This is a genomic window from Methylacidiphilum kamchatkense Kam1 (assembly GCF_007475525.1).
GTDB lineage: Bacteria > Verrucomicrobiota > Verrucomicrobiia > Methylacidiphilales > Methylacidiphilaceae > Methylacidiphilum > Methylacidiphilum kamchatkense.
In genome coordinates this window covers 1,888,359-1,914,208 of the sequence record NZ_CP037899.1, presented here as the reverse complement: position 1 = coordinate 1,914,208, position 25,850 = coordinate 1,888,359, and the positions used below count along the sequence as shown (strand labels likewise).

18 protein-coding genes, 1 tRNA gene and 2 pseudogenes are annotated in these 25,850 nt (G+C 40.7%); 7 read left to right on the top strand and 14 right to left on the bottom strand.

From position 1 onward, the window contains the following. Positions 1 to 48 precede the first annotated feature (48 nt). From hisD to rsmI, 8 genes and pseudogenes are all read right to left on the bottom strand, one after another. Entirely contained in the window at positions 49 to 1,323 is a 1,275-nt protein-coding gene (gene hisD, locus kam1_RS08820) for a histidinol dehydrogenase (protein ID WP_235276830.1), read from the bottom strand. Next, positions 1,320 to 2,881: pseudogene (gene guaA / locus kam1_RS08815) on the bottom strand (glutamine-hydrolyzing GMP synthase). The gene hisD and the pseudogene guaA overlap by 4 nt, the downstream one beginning before the upstream one ends. Before the next feature lie 167 nt (positions 2,882 to 3,048). Then, positions 3,049 to 4,227, bottom strand: a complete 1,179-nt coding sequence (locus tag kam1_RS08810; RefSeq protein WP_039720908.1) for a GuaB3 family IMP dehydrogenase-related protein — start codon at positions 4,225 to 4,227, stop codon at positions 3,049 to 3,051. A 241-nt stretch (positions 4,228 to 4,468) separates the two neighbouring features. Beyond that, the gene (locus tag kam1_RS08805; protein ID WP_235276840.1) at positions 4,469 to 5,131 is read right to left on the bottom strand and encodes a hypothetical protein; all 663 of its coding nucleotides are present in this window, start codon (positions 5,129 to 5,131) and stop codon (positions 4,469 to 4,471) included. 120 nt (positions 5,132 to 5,251) lie between these two features. Next, positions 5,252 to 5,614, bottom strand: coding sequence for an ExbD/TolR family protein (locus kam1_RS08800; protein WP_244946047.1), 363 nt, complete (start codon positions 5,612 to 5,614; stop codon positions 5,252 to 5,254). Between the two features lie 45 nt (positions 5,615 to 5,659). Then, the gene (locus tag kam1_RS08795) at positions 5,660 to 6,430 is read right to left on the bottom strand and encodes a MotA/TolQ/ExbB proton channel family protein (RefSeq protein WP_052250418.1); all 771 of its coding nucleotides are present in this window, start codon (positions 6,428 to 6,430) and stop codon (positions 5,660 to 5,662) included. Positions 6,431 to 6,535: 105 nt separating this feature from the next. Beyond that, on the bottom strand, positions 6,536 to 6,979 hold the full coding sequence (locus kam1_RS08790; RefSeq protein ID WP_039721064.1) for a hypothetical protein: 444 nt from the start codon (positions 6,977 to 6,979) through the stop codon (positions 6,536 to 6,538). Between the two features lie 93 nt (positions 6,980 to 7,072). Beyond that, positions 7,073 to 7,834: a 16S rRNA (cytidine(1402)-2'-O)-methyltransferase gene (gene rsmI / locus kam1_RS08785; RefSeq protein ID WP_039720911.1), complete on the bottom strand. Its 762-nt coding sequence runs from the start codon at positions 7,832 to 7,834 to the stop codon at positions 7,073 to 7,075. A 166-nt stretch (positions 7,835 to 8,000) separates the two neighbouring features. On the opposite strand from rsmI, the gene kam1_RS08780 reads away from it, so the two are divergent. After that, positions 8,001 to 8,082, top strand: a tRNA-Leu gene (locus kam1_RS08780). 217 nt (positions 8,083 to 8,299) lie between these two features. Here the strand turns inward: kam1_RS08780 and kam1_RS08775 are convergent. After that, positions 8,300 to 8,536 (bottom strand): hypothetical protein, encoded by a 237-nt coding sequence (locus kam1_RS08775; protein ID WP_143958395.1) that lies wholly within the window; start codon positions 8,534 to 8,536, stop codon positions 8,300 to 8,302. A gap of 619 nt (positions 8,537 to 9,155) precedes the next feature. Between kam1_RS08775 and kam1_RS08770 the strand changes: the two genes are divergently transcribed. Further along, the gene (locus kam1_RS08770; protein WP_244946046.1) at positions 9,156 to 10,016 is read left to right on the top strand and encodes a class I SAM-dependent methyltransferase; all 861 of its coding nucleotides are present in this window, start codon (positions 9,156 to 9,158) and stop codon (positions 10,014 to 10,016) included. Here the strand turns inward: kam1_RS08770 and kam1_RS08765 are convergent. Further along, positions 9,997 to 11,367 (bottom strand): hypothetical protein, encoded by a 1,371-nt coding sequence (locus kam1_RS08765; RefSeq protein ID WP_143958394.1) that lies wholly within the window; start codon positions 11,365 to 11,367, stop codon positions 9,997 to 9,999. The two genes, kam1_RS08770 and kam1_RS08765, sit on opposite strands and share 20 nt — an antisense overlap. A gap of 17 nt (positions 11,368 to 11,384) precedes the next feature. Beyond that, positions 11,385 to 13,903 (bottom strand): annotated as a pseudogene (glgP, locus tag kam1_RS08760) (alpha-glucan family phosphorylase). A 167-nt stretch (positions 13,904 to 14,070) separates the two neighbouring features. Here glgP and kam1_RS08755 point away from each other — a divergent pair. Continuing rightward, on the top strand, positions 14,071 to 15,204 hold the full coding sequence (locus kam1_RS08755; RefSeq protein WP_143958393.1) for a calcium:proton antiporter: 1,134 nt from the start codon (positions 14,071 to 14,073) through the stop codon (positions 15,202 to 15,204). Positions 15,205 to 15,223: 19 nt separating this feature from the next. Here kam1_RS08755 and metE read toward each other — a convergent pair whose 3' ends face one another. Further along, entirely contained in the window at positions 15,224 to 17,590 is a 2,367-nt protein-coding gene (metE, locus tag kam1_RS08750) for a 5-methyltetrahydropteroyltriglutamate--homocysteine S-methyltransferase (RefSeq protein ID WP_143958392.1), read from the bottom strand. A 146-nt stretch (positions 17,591 to 17,736) separates the two neighbouring features. On the opposite strand from metE, the gene rsmA reads away from it, so the two are divergent. Together rsmA and ppx are read left to right on the top strand one after the other, a co-directional pair. Then, positions 17,737 to 18,552 (top strand): 16S rRNA (adenine(1518)-N(6)/adenine(1519)-N(6))-dimethyltransferase RsmA, encoded by an 816-nt coding sequence (rsmA, locus tag kam1_RS08745; protein WP_039720916.1) that lies wholly within the window; start codon positions 17,737 to 17,739, stop codon positions 18,550 to 18,552. 694 nt (positions 18,553 to 19,246) lie between these two features. Next, entirely contained in the window at positions 19,247 to 20,728 is a 1,482-nt protein-coding gene (gene ppx, locus kam1_RS08740; protein WP_039720917.1) for an exopolyphosphatase, read from the top strand. Between the two features lie 7 nt (positions 20,729 to 20,735). Here the strand turns inward: ppx and zwf are convergent, their stop codons facing one another. Then, a complete protein-coding gene (zwf, locus tag kam1_RS08735) occupies positions 20,736 to 22,247 on the bottom strand; it encodes a glucose-6-phosphate dehydrogenase (RefSeq protein WP_052250421.1) in 1,512 nt (503 codons plus the stop codon). 74 nt (positions 22,248 to 22,321) lie between these two features. Next, complete coding sequence (locus tag kam1_RS08730) at positions 22,322 to 22,705, bottom strand: hypothetical protein (protein ID WP_039720918.1); 384 nt, start codon at positions 22,703 to 22,705, stop codon at positions 22,322 to 22,324. Positions 22,706 to 23,480: 775 nt separating this feature from the next. Here kam1_RS08730 and kam1_RS08725 point away from each other — a divergent pair. Together kam1_RS08725 and kam1_RS08720 are read left to right on the top strand one after the other, a co-directional pair. Continuing rightward, positions 23,481 to 25,373, top strand: coding sequence for a cytochrome c oxidase subunit I (locus tag kam1_RS08725; protein WP_039721067.1), 1,893 nt, complete (start codon positions 23,481 to 23,483; stop codon positions 25,371 to 25,373). A 167-nt stretch (positions 25,374 to 25,540) separates the two neighbouring features. Further along, positions 25,541 to 25,774, top strand: a complete 234-nt coding sequence (locus kam1_RS08720; protein ID WP_039720919.1) for a hypothetical protein — start codon at positions 25,541 to 25,543, stop codon at positions 25,772 to 25,774. Positions 25,775 to 25,850: the final 76 nt, after the last annotated feature.

Genomic DNA, 25,850 nt, shown 5'->3' with positions numbered 1-25,850 from the left:
GAAAATTGTTCAAGAAAAAAAGGGGGGGAAGCTGCAAAAAAAAAAGAGTTATTTTTTCCCTCTTCTTATTTTAATCGATGCCCCATGAGCATCAAGAGATTCGATGTTGGCGAAAGATTCTAAATAAGGAGCCACTTTTAATAGAGCCTTTTTCGAATATTCGACAACGCTAGTTCTTTTGTAGAACTGTGATAAGGTAAGCCCACTAAAGGATTTTGCCCCACCCCCTGTGGGAAGTGTATGGCTTGGCCCAGCTAAAAAGTCGCCTGCAGCAACTGCAGAATACGGGCCAAGATAGATTGCCCCACAATTTTTTAATCTAGAAAGAAATTTTTTAGGAGAAGGGATTTGTAAGCTCAGATGTTCAGGAGCGAAATCTTCTATGAGCTCAATTCCTTCATTCAGAGAAGCAACTTGAACAAAGTAGGCATGATGAGAGAGTACTTCCATTAGAATATGTTTTCTTTGCAAGGAAGTAAGCTGTTGGTTGATTGCTTCTATCACAGATTGCAATAATGCATCATCAGGAGTAACGAATAAAATTTTACTGGAAGGACCGTGTTCGGCTTGAGCAAGAAGATCAGCAGCAATAAACTCTGGATTAGAACCGCTAGAAGCCAGCACGGCAATTTCGCTTGGACCAGGTAATAGATCGATGGCTACAGTTCCTACTACTTGTCTTTTTGCTTCCACAACATAGGCATTTCCAGGCCCAAATATTTTTTCGACTTTTCTAATGCTTTCGGTGCCAAAAGCTAAAGCACCTATGGCTTGGATGCCTCCAATCTGATAGAGTTCCGTTGCACCAGAATATTCAATAGCAAAATGAAGAATCGGATTGATAGGGGGAGGGGACACAACGGCAATTTCTTTAACACCGGCTGCTTTAGCGATGCATACAGTCATCAACGCCGTGGAAACAAGTGGGGCGGTCCCTCCTGGCACATAGACACCTATTCTTTGGAAAGGACTGTAAATTTCTCCGACTCGAGCCCCTTCCATGTTTCTTATAGACCAACTTTTGGTTTTAGAAGCCTTTGCAAACAAAGTTATGTTTTTCTTTGCCCAGTGTAAGGCATCCATAACGGGTTTTGGTGGGACAGAGGGCTTCTTTGTAACTCTAAAAGATTGTGGATCGATAGACTGTTTGTCGAACTGTTCAGTATATTGACTGACCGCTTTATCCCCTAGGCGCAGAACCTCTTCTAGAACCCTCTTTACTTTTTCTTCAATTTCTTTCGAAGGAAGATAAGTACGAGAGAGAGCTTTTTTCTTTTGATTCCAATCGGGATCGGAAAAACGTAGAATTTTAAAATCAATCATTCCCATTCTATGGTTGCAGGCGGCTTTGAAGAAATATCGTAGACGACGCGATTGACTCCTTCAACTTCATTTATAATTTTATTAGCTATTCTGGATAAAAGTTCTGGAGGCAACTTGGCCCAATCGGCAGTCATGCCGTCAATGCTTTCTACCACTCTCAGTGCGATAGTAAAGTCATAGGTTCGTCTATCCCCCATGACTCCTACAGAGCGGACAGGCAAAAGCACTGCAAAAGCCTGCCATACTTTCTCATAGTAGCCAGCCTTTTTTATTTCTTCGATGACAATCGCATCCGCATCTCTAAGAATCCGTAGATTTTCTTCTCGAATTGGAGCTAAACAACGAACCGCTAGTCCTGGTCCTGGAAAAGGATGCCGATAGAGCAGCTCGTGAGATAAACCAAGGAGCGTGCCAACCTTTCTGACTTCATCCTTGAAAAGAAATCGTAGAGGTTCTATGAGCTTAAAAGGAAGTCTTTTAGGTAAGCCTCCAACATTATGATGGCTTTTTATTAGGCAAGCCCCTTTTCGACCAGAATGCGCACTTTCGATGATATCCGGATATAAGGTTCCTTGCGCAAGAAATTTGGCTTCTCCGACACTTTGTGCAGCGCGTTCGAAAACACGAATAAACAAATTGCCAATGATCTTCCTTTTTTTTCTGGATCGGCAACGTTTCTTAATTTGGTCAAAAATTCCTTTGATGCATCAAAGCAATGTATTTTGATTCCAAGGTTCCGACGCATGAGCTCTGAAATGATTTGGGCTTCGTTTTTTCGTAAAAGGCCTGTATCCACAAAAATCGGATAGAGTCTTTCCCCAATGGCTTTATGAATAAGGGCTGCAGTTACCGAAGAATCTACTCCACCACTAATGCCTAAAATGACTCTTTCTTTACCCACTTTCCGTTTAATCTCCTCAACACTTTCTTCAATAAAAGAGCCAAGATTCCAGTTAGCCTTGGCATGACAGATTTCAAATAGAAAATTAGCTAATATTTTTTCTCCATGCTCCGTATGAGTGACTTCCGGATGGAATTGAAGACAATAGATGTTCTTTTTAAGATTAAAGATTGCTGCATGCGGTTCATCAGCCGTAAAAGCAATAACTTCAAAATCTTCAGGCAATACACTGACTCTATCACCATGGCTATTCCAAACGGTCAAATGAGAGGGGAGTCCTTCAAAAAGCCTTGTTGGATTAATAATCGAAAGGGAAGTACGACCGTATTCTCCTTGTTCTCCTTTTTCAACCTTTCCTCCAAAATGAGCGGCTATCCATTGATAGCCATAACAGATGCCAAGGATAGGAACCCCTAGTTCGAAGATACGATGATCAAAAGTAGGAGCCGATTCTTCAAGAATACTTGAGGGTCCACCTGAAAGGATAATGCCTGCTGGAGAAAGTTCACATAACTCTTGAAAAGAACTTTCCCAAGAAAGGATAGTTGAGAAGACGCCAAGATCCCTGATTCGCCGCGCAATAAGCTGCGTATATTGGGACCCAAAATCGATGATCGCTATGGATCCTTTTTCAGGCAAAAGCTTGGGGTTTTTCATGACTCAAAAGACTAGCCTTCTTCCTTTCCTGGATTCACACAAGAATAAGAAGTCCTGTGTGCTTCTTTTCAGGATGCTATTTTTCCTTTTCCTTGGCGTTGCTTTGGAGAAGATCTTTCGGCCTTCTTTTATTATTCTAAATAAGATTCCTACAACAAAAGGCATCTTTATCTCCCCATGCCCACCGATTGAATCATTTGAAAAAGCTTCCCTTCGGACTGAATACTTGGAGCAATGATAATTTCGGCTTCTTGAAATTGTTTTATTGTTGCAGCACCCACATTTCCCATGGATGTTGCGAGGGCTCCAACCAGATTTTGAGAACCATCATCCACTGTAGCTGGACCATAAAGGATTTGGGAAAGCGGTCCAGATATTCCCATGCGAATCAATGTGCCTCGTGGCAGGTTCGCATGCGGAGTGGCCATTCCCCAATGACATCCTTTTCCAGGAGCTTCTTCGGCTCGGGCAAAAGCAGACCCAATCATGACAGCATCAGATCCGCAGGCAATGGCTTTGCAAAGATCTCCGCCTCTTCGCATCCCCCCATCGGTAATGATTGGAACATAGCGGCCTGTTTTTTTATAATAGGTATCTCTAGCTGCAGCAGCATCGACTGTGGCGGTGACTTGTGGCACCCCAATACCAAGCACTCCCCTTGAGGTGCATGCAGCTCCTGGGCCAACACCAATTAATACCCCACTGACTCCGCATTCCATCAACTGGAGGACTACATTATAAGTCACGGCGTTGCCTACAAGCACAGGAATACGCATATTTTGGCAAAATTGCTTTAAATCCAGGGTTTTATATCGGGTAGAAATATGCCTGACTGTGCTTACAGTAGATTGAACAATATAGAGATCGGCTCCAGCTTCTTGCGCAATGTATCCATAGGTTTCGGCAGTTTGAGGAATAGAGGAAACCGCCGCAATAGCATTGCCTTTTTTAAGCTCTTCGATTCTTGCAACAATGAGTTTTTCTTTGACAGGAGCAGAATAAATTTTTTGAAGGAGTTCGGTTACCTTATTCTGGTCGCATTTTATAATGTCATTAATGACTTCTTGAGGGTTTTCATAGCGCGTTTGAATCCCTTCAAGATTGATGACTCCAATCCCACCGAGTCGGCTCATTTCAATACAAAACCGAGGGTCGGTCACCCCATCCATGGCACTAGCTAAAATTGGGATTTTTAATTTGATGGTTTTGCCTGAAGGATGATGGGTAATTTCAAAGCTGGTATCGACTTCCTCAGGATTAATAGTGACTTCTCCTGGGACTAACGAAATTTCGTCAAATCCATAACAGACTCTTGCTTTTCGATTCCTTCCTATCCACATGCCCATTTTATTACCTCCACTATTAATTAAACTTTCATTTCAACATTTTGAATAGCATTGCATCTTGGACACCGTAATGTTATTTGTCCAGGTTCGAGTTCTACTTTTTCTTGGCAGAACCGACAAATAAAAATGCGCCGCTTTTCCAAGCGACGCCTCTTGGAATAAAAAAAAAGCCATAAAATGAATAGAAAAGCAAGTGAAAGAGTTGCATAGAAAAAAAAAGCTTCAGATAAAGTGATTCGCATCATGGGACTGCCTCATTGCGGCTCTGAGCATTGTCACTGTAGCTCCAAAAAATTTTTATCTTTCCCCAAATTGTTCTTTTCGTAAGAGGATCTGGAGCAAAATGGAGCCTGCGTACTTCTGATAGTGCCAGTAGATCGGCCTGTTCGTTGCCACAACTTTCTTCTAGAAGGGCATTATGGACGATGCCATCTGGTTCTACAGAAATTACCAGTTTCGTTATTCTTGCTTCGGATAAAAGATTGGTGGAGATTTTAGGTAGTTCCCAAGAAGAAAGCAGTCTTTTTTTTAAGACATCATCAAAAAAAGCAATGGATTTCTTGGGCATTACCGGTAGGACTTTTCCAAAAGACGGTCTTTCTTTCGATAAAGGAAAACTTTTGGCACATTGGTCCAAAGACACAGTCTTTATTTTTAGAAAATCAACTTCTTTATCAGTCGGAATTGGAGTAGGTGGAGGAAAATTGGTTTTGGCAAGCAATAGATGGGGTTGGATTCTGCTATGGTTTCTTTTTTCATTGGCATTTGGATGGATGAGAGCGATTGGATCTCTATATTTTAAAAGGAATTTGATCCTATTGGTTAGAAAAGGATCGAGTGTCGGATTTTGGGGAGAAAAAATATATACGCGGCTTTTAGGTAAAGGTTCTTGGAGTGGGGCCACATAGGTTACCTTACAAAATAGAAGAAAGAAAAAATGGAAGAGGATTGAAAAAGTAATCCAAAAAAGATAGAGGAGGTTTGGAGATAAAAAGGCCGATCAATTTTGTTGGTTTCTGATAAATTAATGTTCTGCATCGGGTTGAGTTGCCAGTAAGACAGATAGATTCTGAGCTAAAAAAAGATTTGTTAATTCGATGATATAGGCCTGAGGCACTTCTTTGTCCGCTTTAATAATAACCATTTGGTTGGGATGCTGAGAGGCAAATTCTGGAATCATTTTTTTTAGTTCCTCAAAATTCAATTCTTGATCGTTGACGTAGAAAAGCACCTCTCTTTTGGCAGAAAAGCCAGTAGATGTGTCCTTTTTTTCAGGTTCGAGAAAAACCGATACGATCAGATTGCTTAATGGAACACTGATTCCAAAGGGACTTTTAGGCAGTTCAACAATAATGCCAGGTAAAGTTACAAAGGAAGAACCAAGCAAGAAGAAAAAAGGAGCAGAAGTATCACAGTGACCAATGGCACCGGATTAATTGTGCCGGTCATAAGGTTCAGTCTTGGGCGCAATTTCATTGGTTGCGTTGTCTTCTTCAAAACCCTGGTTATTTTGCCAACGGTATTCTATCAAGGCATGAATTAATTCGGTCGATACCCGTTCTATATCTCCTAGAATACCAGAGAGTCTTGTAATTAAAAAATTATAGGCGATCTGTGTGGGTATCGCAACGGATATTCCAGCAGCCGTGCTGACTAAAGCCATCCATATACCAGAGGCTAAATCGGTGACAGAAACAGTTCCAGACGCTCTATTCATTGCCAAAAAGGCCTCGATCATTCCATTGACGGTCCCTAAAAGACCTAGTAGAGGGCTGATGGAAGCAATAGTTGAAAGAATCGGAAGATGCGCTTCAAGTTTTGGAATTTCAAGTTGGGCAGCATCTTTGGCTGCTTCTCTTAATTCTGATAAAGGCAGATAGTGAAAGAGGAGAATCTGTCGAATCACTCGACCTATCGGTCCATAAAAAGAGGAGGCCCGAAGGAGGGCCTCATCGAAATTTCCTTTGTGAATTAAATTTTTAATTCCTGCTATCGATTCTTCGATGGGCAGCTCACACTGCCGGTACATAAACAGCCTTTCCAAAAAAACCCCTAAGCCCAAAACGCTGCAAAAGAGGATTGGCCACATGATCAATCCGCCTTTGTGCACAATGTCGAAAAGCGAGATAGCTTCTTGAATGACTCGAGGATTTTGTTTGGCGGCTAAAAAAAGCTGTGCGAACAGCCAAAACTCATCTTTCATTGCCTTTTAACGGTGCACTTTTCGAGGAAATTTCTTTCCAATCATTTCCTTCTGATTCCAAAATGTATGTGTTCAGTGAATCCTATATAAACTCTCTTCCCACTTTTACCAAATAAAGGATTTAGTTTGAGCAATAATCACGTTATTTTTTAATACAGAAAACCTCCAGGCAAAAACCGTTCCATTTGTAAAATAGGCATCACCAATAACCTTGAAAATCGAATCAATAGCTCCATGGGCATGTGGATAATAGATCGATTGAGACCATACCTCCTCTTTTGTCTTCAGCTGTCTGTATTCGAATCTTGCAGTGAGGGCTTCTGGTTTGCCACTCTTTTTCCATGCGAAAATATAAATTTGGCCAGCACGCGCTCGAAAATCCGATGGGACAATTGCTCCCCAGTTCCAATAGGCTCTTTCATAGATAAGAGATTGAAGTCCCCCTGCTTTTAGTTTTTTGTCGTTGAGAATCTCAAGCACTTTGATAATTTTGATGCCTTTATCGGGAATGAAGATTTCTCGATCTTTTTTAGAAGTTTCTTCTCCCATTAACTGAAGGGAGAAAAAACAAAAGAGCAAGAAAAAAAATGAGGACTTAAAATATCTAGGCTTGACCATAAAAGAACATTGTCGATATATTTCTTATGTTATATCAGAAGAAGGATCTGTCGATCTTTTTTGCTGTTTTTCTTTCGCATACCCAAAACCATCGACGACGATACTAAATTCTCCTTTTATTTTTACAGATTGTAATTGGAACAACAGATCTTTTGGTTTTCCTCTGAAGACTTCCTCGAATTTTTTTGTCATTTCTTTGACGATGCAAAGCATGCAGTCTGGAATTGTTAGTTGAGCATCTTCTAATGAGGCAATAAGTCTGTAAGGAGATTCAAAATATACAGAGGTGTAGGGTCTTTCTGCTGATTGGAGCCATTCAGCTTGTCTTGCTTTGGTTTTGATCGGTAAAAAACCGCCAAAATAAAAGGGAGTGGTTTTAAATCCAGAAAGAAGGAGAGCCTGCAAGACAGCCGAGGGACCGGGAATGACTTCAAAAGGTATATTCTTTTCGATGCATTTATGAATGAGCCTTTCTCCTGGATCAGAAATACAGGGCATGCCTGCTTCAGAAATAAGCGCCACTTTTTTCCCTTTGAGAAGGATTTTGAGGAGGCTAGAAGCTTTTTTTTCTTCGTTTATTTTATTATAGGTAAAGAGAGGTTTTTTGATTTCCCATTTTTGGATCAAAATGAGAGCCTTTCGAGTATCTTCGGCTGCGATAATATCCACTTCTTTCAATGTTTTCACCGCTTTATAGGTTATGTCTTCAAGATTACCTATTGGGGTGCCAACGACAAAAAGCCTTCCGAGGAGATTATTTTTTGTATTTTCTTGGCTCTGGCTCATCGAAAAATATCTTTTCGGCCAATATGGCAATTGGTAATATAATTGAGAAGGGGTCAGTCTGAATATTTTATTTTAGATAAATCCATTACATGCTAGCTTGGGGGTAAAAATAAGAGTTTTTTGAATTCGTTTCTTTTTTATTGTTTTTTTTAGAGGAAAAACCGTTGGGCTTGTGGCGGAACTGGCAGACGCGCTAGACTTAGGATCTAGTGGGTAACACCGTGCGGGTTCAAATCCCGCCAAGCCCACACAATAAAAACTTCAATTGTCATTCTTTCTGGTAGGAGAAATCAGCCGTTTGTCTTGAGAAAGAGATACAGGTGTGTGGAATCTGAGTTTGCTTTTCCTATTTGCTTGATGCAGCAAAATTAACTCTTCAGCTCGACGAAGGAAAACTGACAAGGGAAAGGGCAAACGGAGCAGGCATCTTCACATCAGTTGTAATTTCTACGAAGACCTTGAAGGTTATCCTGTAAAATACAAAAGGAGCAGATTCCTGCTCGTATTAACGAATGGGGGAAGCATTAACAATACTCGATCTCTATGATCGGCGGAAATGACGAAGTCCTTGAATCCATTATTCATTCTCTCTTTGGTTCTTCTCCAAAAGGCGCGGATTGCTTCCTGAAGCCATACAGGGCGAACCACTTGGATCTGGCTTTCGATGACATTCAGGCATAGGCTTGGTATCTGGGAAAACATCTTGTCTTTGGCTGAAGGATGCAAAGCTATTGGGAGCTGAAGATGCTGACGGGTCTGCAACTCTAATACGTGATGTAGGTAAACCAATATGGATGTGAATAGCTTGGTAAGTTTTTCCTCTGGATTCCATCCTGGAAATTTGGGATAAGACGCGCCTTTTGGAGAATGAGCAGGATGGGCCGAAGGGAAAGTGGGTTCAAAACTATGGGTGTTGGGATGGAGTCGCTTCTCAATGGTATCGATAATATCCAGCTCGGGAGTTGAGTAGAGTAGCGGATGGAGAGCATCTCATGGATTATAAACTTCTTCTACCGTATTGACAGAGAAGGACGGTTCTTTTCAAAACTCAACGAGCTGGCGATCCGAGAGGAAGCATGCGATCTACATGATTGGAGTAGCTAATAGGCATTTGACTATAGGATAGCAGAGGGAAATAAGGATTTCATATTTTCATACGACCATAACTTTAGAAGACTAGAAAAGAAAACAGCTATTGACTCTAAATGGATTAAAATCTATACCACCACTAAAACGGTTGATTCTTTACGTTCGAAAAAGCCGCCCAATCTCACCCCTGTCCGTATCCATGATCGGATCATTATTGCCATAGTTGTTGTGGATGTTGACGCCCGCTATTAGTTTTGTTCTATTGTTTATAATGAGCAAAATTGAAAACAATATTACTGAAATTCAGAAGCGTTCCCAATCCCATTTTTCCTCGTGTGCTTTTTACTATCAAAAGGGTCATATCCTGAAAAATACGGAGGATCTAGAAAAGACTTTTGAGGATATAAAGCTTGAAAAAGGGATGAAAGCATTGGATATAGCGACTGGCAATGGCTATACGGCTTTTTTCCTTGCTGAACATGGTCTTGATGTTACGGCGTGTGACATAACTGAAAATATGCTTGAAGGAGCCAAAAAAACTGCGATCGAAAAAAACTATGATATCAAATTTGTACTCCACAGTGCAGAAAAGCTGCCCTATCCCAATGAATCTTTTGATCTAGTATGCTGCCGGTATGCAGCGCATCATTTCGGTGATCAGAAAGCTTTTGTGCGTGAATCTGCTAGAGTCCTTAAGAAAGATGGACTCTTTGTTTTGATCGATGGAACAGTTCCTAATGGAGAATGGGAAGCTTATGAGTGGTTAGACCGCGTCGAAAAACTGAGGGATTTCAGTCATGTGGGGTATAGATTTGAAAGCGAATGGAAAGAATATTGTCGGGAGGCTGGTTTAGAACCTGTTAAATCCCTCTTTATTCCTTTTAAACAAGATGATATTGAGTGGTATTTCCGCTCTGGAGGAACATCTGTCGAGAACCAACAAGCCATTTACAAGCTGGTGCAAGAAGCCTCGGAAAAAGTAAAAAAAGTTTTAAAAGTTGGTTGGGAAGATGGAAAGCCAGTTTGGTGGTGGATTAAACTTGCATTGGTAGCTAGAAAAACACTACCAGCTCCTAAGGAAAATTCGGAATGATGTTTCTGAAAATCCTTTCTGGAACCTGTCTTTGAATCTCTCTTTCGATTCCTTTTTTAATTATCCCCTGAACGGCCTGATTCAGGCGTGGAGAAAAGTCTTCATGGATATCGTCAATGGTTCCAGAAAGATGGATTTCAGTCCAAAAAAACCCATCTGCGGCGGCATTGAATAACTGTGCACCTAATCCTGGAAGTTTTTGTATCCAGTCCGAACGAAGACCTAACATAAGAGTCCCAGTAACGTTCTTTTTAACAAGAGTCACCCATCCAGTAAGCATCATTGTGTCTTCTGATTGCCAATCAATGTGATGGAGCTTGATGGTGTTTGGTTCTAGAGTGATTAAAAAGTGAGCTACTGTAAGTGGAATATCTTCAAGACGGTGGAGATTTAAAAAAGAATCTATATTAGTTAGAAACGTCAAATGGACAAGACGTCCTTGATCAATAAACATCTCTCCCTCTCCATGATACGTTTTTGCAATATCGCTTTCCGCGTTTAGTCCGATATTGCCACGTAAATACCCTTTGAGTTCATTACGTAAAGACCCAATTAAAATGGAATCGAGTGGGATCTGATGTAAAGAGAGGTTCAAATGAGTTTTTTGAGGCGGTACCAGGGCCATTGTTCCTTGAATAAGGACAGTGACTTTGGGATCTGACTTAAGATGTAAGGTTGTCTCAGAAACTTCAAAAGAAGTCTTAGTCAGGAGCCCTTTGATATTTTCGAGAGACAGTTCTGGGAGAGAATTTAACAAAAGAACACCTCGATGGGCATTGATATCCCAATTTTCTTCTTTTGGCAAGACATTGAGTTCCATGCCACTGACTTGTCCACCTCCTCCCATTGTTGCAGGCCAGCTAAGACTGAGATTTTTGATAGAAATCTTTTCAATCGACACAGTTTTTTCTTTATTATTTTTTAGAGCGGCAGCAGTTGGCAGTTTTTCAGTTTTCCTTTCGGGAGGAAGTTCAGGATTTTGTAAAACAACAGAGAGATCGCCAAGTTCTATGGAACGAATAATCCAGGGACGCCCAAAAATTCCTATAGATCTTAATTGAACAGTCAATGGCGCAATGGCAATGGAGGCAATGGGTGATTCTTTATTTCCTTTTCCTTTATAGGAGCTTGTTTCTAATCCGAATCCATAAAACATAAAAGGCTCAAAACTGCCCGTGATAGCGGTATATTTTTCGACAATCTTTGAGGCATAATCAGCGAAAGCTTTGCTTTTAACGATTGCATTAACCCACCAGATGAAGCCAAAAGCTCCAAAAACCAAAATCGCAAAAAAAATTAGGAGGGAAAGAAGAATAAGGCTAACTCTCTTTTTTTTTCCCTGTTGTTTCATTTAAAAAAATTTTTAAACTACCTATACCATAGTATTTCTGTGGCTTCAGTAGGCAGAAAAGCATTGGGATGGTAGGGTCTAATTCTTGGAGTAAAATCCCCTGGATTTCTGTCTGTAACCACTACAAGTTTATAGTTAAATCCATTTAAAGCACCCACCAAAGGCTCCGCTCTCTCCATCATATTACAAAACGCTGGGGCATTGTCTTTTTCATCCGCATATAACTCGACGGCTACCCAATCCGGAGGGATTTCATCAAGATAAACTTGGACGGTAAATTGAATCTGGCCTTCGGTTTGAACAAAACTAAAGTTACCGAAATGGATGGCATGCCAATGGGTAGCTATTGTTCTTTTCCAAGCCTCCAATTCTCGGCTAAGACTCCACTCTTTTGCTTTTCTTTTTTCAGCTGCATGACAAAGGGGAATATAATAGTCGGTTGTATATTCTCTTACCATCCTGTTGGTGGAAAAATAAGGGGTAAGCCGCGAGATACTTTCTCGCATCATATTGACCCATTTTTTAGGAATTCCACGTTCGTCTCTTTCATAAAATGCAGGGATTACTTCATTTTCTAAAATAGAATAAAGTTGGTTAGCTTCAAAGGCATCCCAGGCTGGATCGTTATCATGCTCTTGGCCATCTCCAATAGCCCATCCTAATTCTGGGGCGTATGCTTCAGCCCACCACCCATCCAATTCGGATAGATTTAGTCCGCCGTTGGCCAGGACTTTCATTCCACTTGTTCCGCTTGCTTCCCAAGGTCTTCTTGGATTGTTTATCCAAAGATCAATTCCCTGGACCAGATCCAGGGCCAGTCTCATGTCATAATCTTCAACGAAAACCACCCGATTATGAAGCTCTTTTCTGGCAACAAAATCAGTCCACTCCTTAACCATCGCTTTACCGATACGATCTTGCGGGTGGGCTTTGCCAGCTACCACCAATTGCACTGGCCTTTGCGGATGCGTAAGAATTTTTATCAGTCTTTCCTTATCATGAAGAAGTAGAGTAGGTCTTTTATAGGATGCAAAGCGTCTTGCAAAACCGATCGTGAGTACATTGGGGTCGAACAAACAGACGCATTGGGACATTGTATGCTCGTGTTTTCCTAGCATGGCACAATGACACCGGGATCTTTTCCGCAAGGAGAGGATGAGCTTGAGCCGATTTTTTTTCCTCCATTCTAGCAAGGTACAGTCATTGGCAGATCGAAATTTTTCGCCAAGAGTTTCTGTCGGTTGTCTCCAAGGGAATTTGCCGCATATGCTGCTCCATAACTCATCCGTTTCTGTCGAATGCCAGGTGGGCACATGAACTCCATTGGTAACCGATCCAACGGGTATCTGCCATGTTGGCCACCGAGGAAATAATCCCTGAAAAATTCTTTGGCTCACTTTTCCATGGAGTTTGCTGACTCCATTGGTAGCAGCAGAACCTCTGATGGCCAGATAGGCCATATTAAAAGGCTCCTCTTGACTTCTGTATTGTTGTCCTAAAGCTAAAAGCTCTTCAATAGGAACCTGTACCTCCTGCGCAAAATCGGAAAAGTATTTTTTAAATAGCTCAGGGCTAAACCGATCGAAGCCTGCTTCCACAGGCGTGTGGGTTGTGAAAAGATTGCCACAGCGTGTTGCCCAAAGAGCCGTCCAGAAAGAAGAAGATGGCATTTTTTTCATACAGTCTTTGGCTCTTTCAAAAATGGCAAAGGCAGCATGACCCTCATTGAGATGGCAAATGTTACAGTCTATGCCTAGCTGCGTAAGGAGTTTCCATCCACCCATTCCAAGGACGATCTCTTGCAAAATCCGCATCTCATTATCGCCTCCATACAAGGTCCCGTAATGGTTCTATCTGAAGGGATATTTGCCGGATCATTGCTATCTAGAAGATAGAGGAACACTCTTCCAACTTTTGCCCACCAAGATCGCAGGGTAACCATTCTTCCAGGAAGTTGGACTTGGACAGCAATCCACTCGCCCGACTCGTTTCTCAATGGAAACACAGGGAGGAGAGCCGGATCATTGTATGGATAAAATTCGATTTGTTCTCCGTTAGAATCAATCAGTTGGCGAAAATACCCTTGTTGATAGAGCAGTCCAATGCCAACAACAGGAAGACCCAGATCACTTGCCGTCTTTAAGTAGTCACCAGCCAAAATCCCTAAGCCCCCAGAATAAATAGGCAACTCTTCTCCCAATCCAAATTCCATGCTAAAATAGGCGATGTTGCCTTTGAAGTAAGGGAAATTTGATTCAAACCATGTTTTTTCCTCAAAATAACGTTTTCTTTCTTCTAACTGGCAGTGAAAAAGAGAGAGAAATTCTTCATCTTGAGAAAGCTCCTTCATTCTTTCTTTAGATAGGCTTTCAAGAATGAACCAAGGATTGGAGGTGGCTTCCCAGAGTTGTGGATTGACTTTACGCCAAAGTCTTCTGGAGCCCGAAACCGTATGCCATAGCATATCGGAGGCAATATCTTCTAAGCCTTTTAGTTCCTCGGGAAGATCGGGAAAAAGGTATTGCTGGGGGATCATTGAACTCACTCCTTTGTCTTTACAACATAAAAAATGTTGGAAGCAGAATGTATTGAAAAATTTAGTTTTAGTTTTTAGTTTGTTCTGCCTATAGAAATTTTCTAAAGGTATCTACTTTCTAACAATATTAGAAAACAGTTAGAAAAACAATAAGAAGGATGTGAGGAATGCTGCCTATAAAAAAAAGTGTATGGGAGAAGAAAAGTGCGTTGCTTTTTGCTAATAAGTCTTTTGTATTTTCAATCATTTCTCTCTTTGTATTGCTTTTTTTTGTTAGAGAAAGACTAACTACAATAAGCAATTTTCAGGAATTTTTAATTGGTTTTTTTTGGTTTTTTAGCCTCGTCTTGACAAATTCTTTTGTTTCCGTTAAACATGCTGAAAAGCTAGCCAAGCATTATGGAGAACCTTATGGTTCCTTAATCTTAACATTTGCTGCCACTGCTATAGAGTTTTCCTCTATTTGGGATATCATGTCTTCTGGGGAAAATTTAACCTTTGCTCGAGATACCATTTATTCGGTCATAATGATTATTCTTGGTGGCATGATTGGCACCGTTTTGCTTGTTGGAGGTATCTATCATAAGGAACAAAAAATTAATTTAGAAGGCGCAAGAGCTTTTATTAGTGTGATTGTACCACTAGCCGTTCTTATTTTGATCCTTCCTAATTTCACTCGTTCGACACAGGGCCCAACCTTTTCTAAATTTCAAACTCTTTTCTATATTTTTGCTTGTCTCTTTCTCTATTTGCTCTTTCTAGTTGTCCAGACTGTAAGGCATAGAAAATATTTTTTTTTGGATGAAATGGAAACCAATCCTATTCCTAGGGAAAAGAATGATCAGAAAGCTGCCTTTCCCTTGTATCACGTCTTGATGCTTGTGGTTTCTTTGCTTTTCGTTGTTTTTTTTGCAGAAAAATTAGCTTTTCCAATTGAGTATGCCATTGAGAAGATGAAAGCTCCCAAAGTCGTAGGCGGCTTTTTAATCGCTCTGCTGGTATTACTTCCTGAATCGCTTACTGCGATTGAAGCGGCAATTTATAACGGGCTTCAACGATCGGTCAATATCCTTTTAGGATCGGTCTGTGCTACCATTGGTTTGACATTGCCCCTGATCCTAGCTTTCAGTCTGTCAAAAAGCTCTTCGCTTATCCTAGGACTTGGTCAGGTCGAAGCTACACTGCTTGTTTTGACTCTGCTCCTTTGCCAGATTACCTTTTCTGGAGGGAAAACCAATATCCTACAGGGAGCAGTACACCTGCTTCTCTTTTTTTCTTATCTTATCATGATGTTCGATTGATAGATTGGAGCTCCCCCCCTTATGGAGATTCTGCCATAGTTGGCTTTGCAGAAGCTGTCGAAGTCACTTCATCTCTTAAAATTCGTGCCGCTTCCACCATGTTTTTTAAAGATGGGATCACTTCTTGATAACTTCGTGTTTTAAGCCCACAATCCGGATTCACCCATAATGATTCTTTGGGTAAAACAGATAGGGCTTTTCGCAAGGTAGCTAGCATCTCTTCAGTCGTTGGAATCCTTGGGGAATGGATATCCCATACACCAAGGCCAATATCATTTGGATACCTGAACTTTGCAAAAGAGTTGATTAATTCATATCCGGATCGGGAAGCTTCCAGAGAAATCACATCAGCATCCAGTTTGGCTATGGATTCAAGGATATCGCCAAATTCAGAATAACACATATGGGTATGGATTTGGGTAGAGTCTTCCACACAACAAGAAGCAATGCGGAAACTCTCAATAGCCCACTGTAGATAGTCTTCCCAGTCGATTTTGCGCAACGGTAAAGCTTCTCTTAAAGCAGGTTCATCAATCTGAATGACTCCAATCCCATTTTTTTCTAGTTCCTTAACTTCTTCTCGTATGGCTAAGGCAATCTGCTTGGCTGTTATTTTTCTTGGTTGATCGTCTCTGACAAAACTCCATTGTAAAATGGTAATGGGTCCAGTAAGCATGCCTTTCATGGGTTTTTTTGTAAGGGATTGGGCAAACTTAGACCATCGGATTGTCATAGCCTCTTTTCTGGATACATCCCCAAAAATGATTGGAGGCTTCACACAGCGAGACCCATAGCTTTGAACCCAACCGTTTTCAGTGATAAGAAACCCATTGAGTTTTTCACCGAAATATTCAACCATGTCCGTTCTTTCAAATTCCCCATGCACTAAAACGTCTAATCCGATTTCCTCTTGTAACTCTACCACCCGTTTTATCTCTTCTTCTATAAAAGTTTCATAGGCCTCTTGAGAAATAGACCCAAGCCGGTATCTTGAACGGATTTTTCTGATCTCTGCAGTTTGTGGGAAAGAGCCGATGGTGGTGGTTGGAAATAGAGGTAGGCCCAGCTTTTTTTGCTGAAGTTCTTTTCTAACTCTATAAGGACTCTTTCTGGAAAGATCGGTTTCTTTTAGAGCTGCTAATCTTTCATGAACGGTGGGATCATGAATTAGGCTACTGGTTTTTCTTTTCTCAAGCGCTTTTTGGTTTTCCTTGAACTGTTCATCATTCTGATAATTTTCCATTAGGGCCAGCCTGGAAAGAATGTTGAGCTCTTCCAATTTTTCATCGGCAAATGCAAGACAGGCTCTAAGCTCTTCGTTTAATTTCTTTTCAGCTTGTAGACTTACCGGCACAAAATGCAGCGAACAGGAAGGGGCAAGCCAGAGTGATTCACTTGGAATATAGTCAAGAGCGCTATGGATAACTTTCAAGGAGTTGGCAAAATCGTTTTTCCAAATGTTTCTTCCGTCGACGATGCCTAGGGAAAAAACTTTGTTTTTATCCCAGTTCTGTAGCAAACCGTAGAGTTCCTGTCCTCCTCGAGTCCAATCGTAATGAAGGCCGTCGATGGGAATGGAAACGACTATTTCTCTATTTTCTTTCAAAGGACCAAAATAGGTAGCCAAAAGAATTTTTAGCGCAGGCACTTTCTGTTTCAGCCTAGGGTAAACATCATAAAAGGCTTTCTGCCATTCTGTGGGAATATCAAGGGTCAAAATTGGTTCATCGAACTCTATCCAATCAGCGCCAAGGCTATAGAATTCCTTGAGAATTTCTTCGTAGATAGGAAGAATTTTTTCGAAAAGCTCAGCATTTTTTATCGATGGATCCTTTTTTTTACCTAAAAAAAGGAGGGAAATAGGGCCCAAAAGAATCGGTTTAGAAAGATAGCCAAGATATTTTGCTTCTTTAAACTCCTCGAAGGGTTTGGAGGAACCTAGTGAAAAATGTTGATCTTTTTCAAATTCAGGAACGATATAATGATAATTGGTATCAAACCATTTGGTCATCTCCATGGGGTGAGGAATGGGTGTGTTTTCTTCTGTTAGGCTTGCTTTTTCCATGCCTCTTGCCATCGTAAAAAGGAGATCAAGAGAAATAGGACCATTATCCCTTTTAAACCGACTCGGTACTGCTCCTATGAGGCAGATAGCATCTAAAACATGGTCATAAAAACTAAAATCGTTGGATGAGACAATAGATATTTGGGCTTTGCGTTGCTTTTCCCATCCCTCCTGTTTAATGGTTTTAGCTGTCTGAATGAGGTCATGCAGTGAGCTTTGCCCTTTCCAATACGCTTCTAAAGCAAATTTTAATTGCCTATTCGATCCAATCCTTGGATATCCAAGAATATGGGTATGGAGACGATTGTTAGTGTATGTCATGGTTTTTACCGGTTATGATGATGAAAAATAAAGAGACAAACAATCTAAAAAATTTTTTTGGTTATATAGACTAACCACTAAATTTTCAAATAAATTTATTTTATATTTTAAACAATTCAGTTCTTTTGCATATTTGATTAGGATCTGTGACATTATTTCAGATTAAAAGTTTGTTATCTACCTATCATCTTGCTCCTCTCAAAAAACTGAGCCAGAACTTTCTTATCGATCAAAACATGGCAAAGTTGATCGTAAGAGAAAGCCTGCAGGGCTTGCCGTTGCCTTTAGAAGTCTACGAGATAGGCCCTGGATTAGGGGCTTTAACGGAGTTTTTTTTAAATGAAAATATCTCCTTGAAAGCAATAGAAATAGACAGAGGCTTTTGTAAAGTCCTGCAAGAAAGATTTGGCTCTAATCCAAAATTTCAGCTTATTCAAGGCAATGTCCTCGATTTTCCTTTTCCTCATGCAAAAAAAGATACCATTCTTGTAGGAAACCTTCCCTATAACATTGCATCCCTCTTATTAGTCAAACTTTCGCTTCTCCCTGAGCTATTTCCTAGGATGGTCTTTACTCTGCAGCATGACGTAGCCTTACGCCTTTTGGCTAGCCCAAAAACAAAGCAGTTTGGTGCTCTCTCTGTGCTCATGCAATCTCTTTTTAATATCAAGCGATTGAGAACTCTCCCGAAGGAATTGTTTTATCCCATGCCCAACGTCTTATCAGCAGTCGTTTTATTTGAACCCAAGGAACCAGCAGCAAGTTTGTTAGCTACTGACAGAACTTCGTTTTATGCCTTTGTCAGGAAAGGTTTTTCTCAACGAAGAAAAAAACTGAGTAAAGTTTTAGGAATTCCTTTGGAAAAAAGAGCCGAAGAAATCCCATCAGAACATTGGATAAAACTATGGAGGGAGAGCAAAGATTCCAGTATAGCTAAAAAAGTGGGGATCTGTGAAAACTAAGCTTTATTTCTCTTCTTTTTCATTTCACATTGGGAAATAAAAGAAAAAGCTAAAGTTTTTCGAAATTCCATGAATAAAGAAGGCGGAGAATCACAAAAAGATCCCCAGAAGAAAAAAAGGTCGATTGCAGCAGAAAATGTTTATTTTTTTATCATTATGTTTCTGATCGGCCTATTATTCGTGTTCTTAATCTTTTCGGTCATCAGTAAGAAAAGTTATATGTAAAAAAAGCTTTTTTTTTAACATAAGATGTCATAACCTTTCATTATGACATCGAAAAACCCTGAAGACCGCCGAAAAAAGACTATATCGTCTGGGGATATCTATTTTTTTATCGTTATGTTTTTGATAGGGCTTTTATTTATATTCCTCATTTTTTCCGTGATCAGCAAAAACACTGTTCATGTTCATGGATAAATGTTTGGGATTTCAAGCCATTCTAGAGACTCTTTTTCTTAGCCGTTGAAAAGGAGTTTGGAAGTAGCGGTAAAAGTTCCAGATGGTTCAATTTGCGACTTATGGAATGAAAATTGAAAATATGCTATATACTCCCGCTAGAGGATAGAGCATGTTACAAAGCAGTAAAGGAATAGAGAGTGGCATTTGTAGCCAGATAGGCTCATAGTATAGCTTTGGATTCGAAAAAACAGTGCCTTTGTAAAACTCCCTTAAGAATCTTTGCTTCTTATAGATTATGGATCTTGCCGCTTCTGTTGATATTGGATCGCACAGTTTTCATCTCTTAGTGGTTCAGGTGGAAAATGAAACAATACGGCCCATCGATAAAATTAGGGATCCTGTTGCTCTAGCGGCTGGCTTAGATGAGAATAGGTTTTTGACTCCAGAAGCTATCACGAAGGCTATTAACTCTCTGAATAAATTTGGCGAAAGAATAAAAGCAATTCCTGCGCATCGAGTACGAGCCGTTGGCACTAATACCCTACGTATTGCTAAAAATAGTGAGCAGTTTCTAAAACTTGCCGAAGCTGCCTTGGGGCATCAGATTGAAATCATCTCAGGACACGAGGAGGCCCGTCTTATCTATCTTGGAGTCGCTCATTCCATGGAAGACGATGGCCAAAAAAGGTTGGTTGTAGATATTGGGGGAGGAAGCACAGAACTGATTCTTGGAGAAAGTTTTATTCCACAGCGAGTAGAAAGTCTTTATATGGGTTGTGTTAGTTTTTCCAAAACTTTTTTTCCCGATGGGATTGTATCAGCCTCTAGACTGAGGAATGCCGAAATATCAGCCTTGCAAGAATTAGAACCAATAGTGGGATCCTTTAAAAAATATGGTTGGCAACGAGTTATTGGATCTAGTGGAACAATCCTAGCCATTCAACAAGGGGTCATTGCGGAAGGATGGTCTAACAGCGGCATTACCGCTTCTTCTTTGAAAAAATTGAGAAAGCATCTTCTGTCTATAGGCCAGATTGATAAACTTTCAATCAAAGGCATCGATTTTGACAGAAAACAAGTATTAGCTGGTGGCTTTGCGATTCTTTCAGCCATCTTTGAATCTTTGGGCATTGAAACCATGGAAGTTTCATCTGGAGCTTTAAGAGAAGGAGTGATTTATGATTTGCTTGGCAGGCTTTGTCAGAAGGATATAAGAGAGAAAACGGTTCGAGATCTGATAAGCCGTTTCCAAATAGACGAAGCGCAAGCCGAAAGAGTTCGTGCTCTTTCTGTTTCTTTTTATGAAAAAGTGAAAAAGGATTGGAAAATAGAGGAGGATTTCCATAAGCGAATGATTATTTGGGCCTCTCTACTTCATGAAATTGGCTTGTTTATATCCTACAGCCAATATCATAAGCATGGACAATATCTTTTAAATCATCTTGACATGCCTGGGTTTTCTCTCAGAGACCAGCAATGCCTTGCTTTTCTTGTCCGTAGCCATAGGAGAAAGTTTCCACTCTCCGAGCTTCAGTTATTGAGGCAAGAAGACCGAGAAGCTATGAGAAAACTTGGAGTGCTCTTAAGGCTTTCAGTGCTTTTGAATAGGGTAAGGAATAGTCAAGAGTTGCCTGAAATAACAATTACAGTTAACGCCAACTTAATTTCCCTTACCTTTCCCAAAGGATGGCTCCAAAACCATCCTTTGACCTCAGCAGATTTAGCAACCGAATCGAAATATTTGATCAATGCTGGATTCTTTTTACAATACAGCTGATTAAAAATTAGAAGCCTCCTTCATACCAACTTTTCCCGTCTTTGGCAATAAGGACTTGTGCGGCTTCTGGCCCCCAGCTTCCGGCAGGATAATTTGGAAAATCTATTGGAGGGGTACTCTGCCAGAATTCCAGGATAGGATCAACGATTGACCAGGCGGCTTGCGCCTGATCGGAGCGCATGAAAAGAGTGCCATCACCAATGATAACATCGCGCAAAAGAGTTTCGTAGGCTTCAGGAGAGCCTTTTTTAAAAGCCTCTTGATATTTAAATTGCAGATTGACTGGACTTAACCGGATGACGGGTCCGGGAATCTTGGCATGGAATACCAAGGAGATACTCTCCTCAGGTTGGATGTTAAGGATCATTCGGTTGGGAAGCCACTGATCTAGCGCTCGCGGTGGAAATGCTTGATGAGGAATAGGTTTTAAGGTTACCACAATCTGTGTTACCCTTTTAGCTAGTCTCTTTCCTGTTCTTAAATAAAAAGGGACATTTTGCCAACGCCAGTTGTCTACAAACAGTTTAATGGCAGCAAAAGTTTCCGTCGAAGAGTCCGGTTTGACTCCCGGTTCTTCTCTATAAGCAACCACCTCTTTCCCTCTTATCCACCCCCTGCCATATTGGCCACGTACCGCGACTTGATGGACTTCATCCACACTGATTTTCCTGACAGCATGGAGGACGTCTACCTTTTTATTTCTAATTTCATCGGAATCAAAAGAAACGGGGGGTTCCATGGCAATGAGGCACAGAAGCTGTAGCATGTGGTTCTGGACCATATCCCGTAGAGCTCCAGCATGTTCGTAATACTCTCCGCGCTGCTCTACGCCAACTTCTTCAGCCACAGTTATCTGTACATGATCGATGTAACGACTATCCCAAATGGGTTCCCACCAGGCATTAGAAAATCTCAGAGCAAGAATGTTTTGAACGGTTTCTTTCCCTAAATAGTGATCGATCCGAAAAATTTGAGACTCTTTGAAAACCTTTCCAAGGCATTGATCAAGCTCGTTAGCAGATTCTAAGTCATGCCCATAAGGCTTTTCAACAACAATTCTCGATTCCCTAGGAGCTTCAGATAGCTGAGCAATACCTATATGAGTTACGACTGTTTTAATCAAAGTGGGAGAAATCGCTAAATAAAAGATCCAATTTGGTGGGCTATCCCATTTTGTCGCAATCTGTTGCAAGGTATGTTTTAAGGATTCATAAAAGGCTTCTTCCGATAGATCCGCAACAAGATAGGATTCGATTTTTTCAGAAAAACAAGACCACAATGAACTGTCATATCGTGGAGCAAATGTTTCAATTCCATTTCGTATATGTTCCCGGTATTCTTCAAGGCTCATCGATTTTTTATCTGCAGCCACGATAGCGAAATTCTCTGGCAGCCAACCAGAACAGTACAAACTAAAAAGCGCAGGGAAGAGCTTCCTCCAGCTTAAATCGCCTGCTCCTCCAAAGATAACAAGGATAGTTGGGGCTATTTGATGTAATTTTTCGTTTATTTGAGTCATAAAGGCAAAGGAAGAAAATTCTTATTATTTAAAATCTTTTCCTTAAAGGAAAGTTGTTCAAAATCTGTTTTTCTTCATTGAATTTTTTTCAGAACAATTGGCTTACCAAAAACTTTGTGATTAGGATCCATCAGTTCGTTCCCGTGAATCAGTAAAATTGTGTAAATCTTGTTGTTTGATCCAATTAGAATTTTTCCATCTTGTACTTTGTATTCTGCTTCCCATACGTCTCTTTCTTGGGGGTTCGTTGAGGTTTTAGAACGACGCTCCCCTTTGGCTTTCCCATCTTCACTGAGATATAAGGTCATACAAGTCAGGGTACCATTTTCTTCATTCCAGCAACCTGTATATTTTCCGGATGGATTTGACAATGCAGGCTGTCGAGAACAGCCGGTCGAAAAAACAAGAGCACTGGTTAGCATAAGAAAAGAAAATAAAAAGAGCAAAGTACCTTTCATAAATAAATGATTTTTTAGCTTTTAAATAGAACAATAATTCCAATTAAAAGCTAAGAAAATGATTTTGTATTTTTAAGTCCTATCTATTTTGCACACCGTTTCTCCAACTATAGATAATCGTGCTCCTATCAAGAGAATCGTCTAAGGGGAGCTAGCTAAAAATCCTCTCGTTGATTCCTGTCATGGAGAAGTCTTGCTACTTCTTTTCAAACAGGCACCAGGCATGCCACTGGACCACAAGTTCTTAAGGATAAATGTCCTTTTTCTTTTATAGTCACAGCATGCAAGCATTCTTTATTCATCTTTGCTCCTATGAACTAAAGACAAAGCAAAACCTACTTGCATTGCCTCAAAAGTAGTTCTAATGAAAGCATCGGTATAGAAAAATAAGTATTTTAAGGATAGGTGAGACTTTCAGGAAAGAAAGCGGCCCGTTATCTTCCATGAGCAGGCATTTTCCAAAGCAATTGGGAGGTGGTGAGCTATTTAGGGAACTTCCTCAGCTCATACTGGAAAGGAACTGAAAAAAGCTTGCAGCAGCTATCAGTGGAACTTTGCCCTATCTCTAATGGATAAGATTAGCCATCCATGGGAAAACTTATCGATAGGTTCCTATAGAAAGAGGGGCTCTTTTTGAAAAATATTCCCGAATTTCCTTTCTTTGCTTTTGATCCTAATCTACTTAAAAAACGCCGATAGAATTCGGATAGAATACAACGGCTTTTTATTTCAAACGATCGGATCAAGATACGAAGGAAAAAGAGAGGATAAGAATATGGAGAATCAAGATTTTGAGAGTTCTAAACAGCAGAGGACAGCTCAGAATGCTAATTCATTCGTTGCTGAGAATCCTCATGATGCTCATGTCATAGGACATGAGGTAGAACTACCATGGTATCGAAAGTACTTATTTTCTACCGATCATAAGGTCATTGGTATCCAATATATGATCACTTCACTACTTATCGCTCTTTTTGGCTTTGGCCTGATGATCGTCATGCGTTGGCAGCTTTCCTATCCGGGTAAGCCGATTCCGTTGCTAGGAGGAGTTTTGGAAAATATTTTGGGCCACGATATGTTTCCAGGTGGAGTTATGACTCCTCAGGCCTACAATGCCTTTGGTGCGATTCATGGAACAGTGATGATTTTTATGGCCCTTGTACCGGCTTTATTTGCTGGTTTTGGTAATTTTGTTGTTCCATTACAACTTGGAGCCCCTGATATGGCATTCCCAAGGCTGAATATGGCCAGTTTCTGGTGTTTTTTTGTCGGAGCAGTTATCATCATGGTGAGTTTTTTTGTGCCTGGAGGAGCTGCAAAATCGGGTTGGACCTCCTATCCGCCACTGGCAGATTTGGCGGATTCTGGCCCTAATTTTCATCCTATTTTGAATGGACAAACGCTGTGGCTGTTGGGGATGGCTTTTAATATTACAGGCTCTTTGCTTGGGGTCATTAACATGATCACGACAATTTTTCAATTGCGAGTTCCTGGTTTAAGCTGGATGCGGCTTCCTTTTTTTGTCTGGGCTGAGCTGGTAACAGCTTTTCTTATGCTTTTAGCTTTTCCTCCTTTGGAAGCTGCTGCCATTATGCAATTGATGGATAGGTTAGCCGGAACCAGTTTTTTTTCTCCTGATGGACTAATCGTCAATGGTCAGCATGCTCATTACAGTGGAGGCGGTGCTCCTCTGCTATGGCAACACCTTTTTTGGTTTTTGGGTCATCCAGAAGTTTACGTTCAGATACTCCCTACTATGGGAATTGTTGCTGAGATCATTGCTAACAACACGCGCAAACCGCTATGGAGCTATAGAATCCTTGTTTATTCCGCTTTAACTATTGGTTTTGTTGGAATGATCGTTTGGGCCCATCATATGTACATGACGGGTATGGGGCAAGCCATCAGTACTTTCTTCCAACTTTTTACAACTATTATTTCCATTCCTTCGGTTCTCATTGGAACGGTTTATCTGATGTCTCTTTGGGGTGCTTCGATTCGGTTCAATCTTCCGATGATGTTTGCCTTGGCTTGGTTGCCTTTGTTTGGCATTGGTGGACTGACTGGCCTTCCTTTAGGATGGTCTACCTCTGATATGGTCTTGCATGATACCTATTATGTCGTTGGCCATTTCCATTATATGATGGCTCCCACCTCTATCATGGCTCTCTTTGCCGGTATATATTATTGGTATCCAAAGGCCACAGGAAGAGAAATGAATGAGTTTTTAGGCAAACTCCATTTTTGGCCTACTTTCATCACGTTCAATGGGGTCTTTATTCCCATGCTGGTGCAGGGTTTTGCTGGAATTCATCGACGCTGGTATGATGGAGGCCAAGGATGGGAAATGGCTCAAGGGTTGCTATGGCTTAATCATGTTATGTCTATTTCAGCATGGTTGTTGGCTCTGGCTCAGATTCCTTTTATTATCAATTTTTTCTGGAGCCTTTTCTATGGAAAGAAAGTCCAATCTGATAATCCTTGGCAAGCGACCACTTTGGAGTGGGCAACACCTACGCCTCCAGGGCATGGGAATTTTCTCAAGCCCTTGACCGTGTATAGAGGTCCATATGAATATAGCGTACCTGGAAATGATAAAGACTATTTGCCTCAATGGGAACCTGATACAAAGCCACGGGTACCGCAAGCAAAAGTGGCAAAAATATAAATTAAAAAGAAATAGGAATTCTACCTCATCTCTCCTATCTATTAGAGAGGAGAGAGAGAACGGGACGTCTCAATGTTTCTAGAAGAAAATAGGGAAGGACTGTTTTCGATTGGGTAAAGAAAGAAAAGATGATTTGTTACAGCGTAAAGAAAAAAGAGCAGGTATAAATGAATCCATTGATAGCCGTTGTGGGTATTGTTGCTTCTCTTGAGAAATTATATGCAGCGTGCTTATTTTCTAGGTTATTTCTCTTTGGTTTGGTTTTGGTTCTCCTTCTTGGATTTTCCATTTTCGGCTGGTATTTGTACAAAAAAGAAACCCAACTGCCTCCTCCCTATTCTGAATTTTTGTTTTCCGAAGAGTCAATAGAAGAAGAAGAGGAAAATTGGGAAAGTAATTAGTAACCCCAAGCCTCTTCGCAGCTTCTTCAGTCCTTAGCCAGTCAAAGGGGAAAGGCTTGAGCGGGAATGTGGAAAA